Below are 1,870 nucleotides of genomic sequence, written 5' to 3' on the forward strand. Positions count from 1 at the left end.
TATACGCAATGATTAGTATAAAAAAATTTTTTAAAAACATCAAACATCAAAAAAATGTCAAACAAATATTTAACAATAGTACAAATAATATAATCGAAATAAATCCTAAAGAAATTATTAATTTTTGCAAAAATCATATCTTAATATCAAATAGTACAGAACTTAAAGCAATAGGCATCTTACTTGCTTCTGGTATTCCCTTATCTAAATTCACCAACAAAAACTTTACTATCACTAATTATACAGATGATACTATTACTTACAGATTATCATCCAATTTACAAATTAGAAAGCATACATTGGTAAACTCTAAATTAATTATAAACGCCATTTATTCTCTAAAAGAACATAATTTCAATATTATTACTTGGAAACTTAACAGCATTATAAAAAAACTATTTATTAAAAGCACAACTACTAAACATTTAGAATGTATTTACTATGTTATTTCTAATTCCTTAAACAAAAAGGATAATTTTTATTCTTATGAACCAATTTTAAAAAATCCAAAATACAAAAGCATCAAACTTGTAAATAAAACTACCCCTCTAAATAGTCATAAAAACTTAGTTTTTATTAATTCATTTCAAAATTTACGTATACATACTGCAAATTTACTTTTTTATAAAAATAGCAATAATAAATTACAGTCTACTATTGCTAACCTAATCGAATCCTTTTTCCTCGATCAAAACTCTAACAAAAATATACATAATCTCAAATCACACATTAACCTAAATCTAAAGCAATTAGGTATCTCCTATAAAAATACTCACAAAATGCAAAAACAAATCTTTTCTAACACCTTATTGTCATGAACATCAACTAAATTCACTTATTTTACTTAACAATAAACCCTAAAAACACTATAATATTATATAAGGAGATTTTCATGGAACATATGATACAGCCAGTAGTAACAAGACAAATGGTGTTAAATGAGCTCGTAAAAGTCGGTATGGATAGAGATATTGCGGACGATTTATCTTATAGATACTATAAAAATGAACTTACTACTAAAGATCTTGAACTTCTAAAAATGGCATTCAAATCAGATATTAGAGATCTCAATAATAAAATTGATACTGTTGAAAATAACTTAAATATTAAAATTGATATGAAATTTAATGAACTTGATAATAAAATTGATACTGTTGAAAATAACTTAAAATCAGATATTAGAGATCTTAATAATAAAATTGATACTGTTGAAAATAACTTAAATATTAAAATTGATATGAAATTTAATGAACTTGATAATAAAATTGACACTGTTGAAAATAACTTAAAATCAGATATTAGAGATCTTAATAATAAAATTGACACTGTTGAAAATAACTTAAATATTAAAATTGATATGAAATTTAATGAACTTGATAATAAAATTGATACTAAATTTAATGAACTTGATAATAAAATTGAAATTAACAAAACAGAACTTAATAGTAAATTAAAATTAAATAATTGGATGCTTGGAACTATTATTACAATTAACGTAGGAATTCTTTTAACATTAATCTCAATAATTAATTCAATTATAAATAAATAAACATGAATTACTAATTCTACAAATCTTTAATTAGTAAAATCAATAATTCATATTAATCTCTAATTAGATTTGAATAACCTCTGGCTTAGTAGTAGGCTTTTTAGCTGCTTTAACTTTAGCTGCTTTTGCTTGTGCTTGATCTCGTTGCACAACCTGTTCTTCTGCTTGATCTACAGATTGATCTTTTTGATCTTTTTCTACATCTCCTGATTGATCTTCTAATTGTAACTTAATTTTAGGTTCAACTACCTTTTTTCTTTCTAAATTACCAAGAAAAATTTCCTTATAATCTCTGTAAAGAGTCTCTAAAACACCAGCAAG

At 23.4% G+C, this 1,870-nt stretch carries 2 protein-coding genes and 1 pseudogene; 2 read left to right on the top strand and 1 reads right to left on the bottom strand.

Going from position 1 to position 1,870, the window contains the following annotated elements; all coding sequences use genetic code 11:
• Both U880_RS0105820 and bdr read left to right on the top strand, forming a co-directional pair.
• Window positions 1–818, top strand: an 818-nt coding sequence (locus U880_RS0105820; protein ID WP_235048020.1) for a hypothetical protein, incomplete at its 5' end; no start/stop codon positions are given.
• 74 nt (window positions 819–892) lie between these two features.
• Window positions 893–1,549, top strand: a complete 657-nt coding sequence (gene bdr, locus U880_RS11840) for a Bdr family repetitive protein (protein WP_024655152.1) — start codon at window positions 893–895, stop codon at window positions 1,547–1,549.
• Window positions 1,550–1,612: 63 nt separating this feature from the next.
• Here the strand turns inward: bdr and U880_RS10225 are convergent.
• Window positions 1,613–1,870, bottom strand: a pseudogene (locus U880_RS10225) (hypothetical protein); the annotation flags it as partial.

Source organism: Borrelia hispanica CRI, assembly GCF_000500065.1.
Taxonomy (GTDB): Bacteria; Spirochaetota; Spirochaetia; order Borreliales; family Borreliaceae; genus Borrelia; species Borrelia hispanica.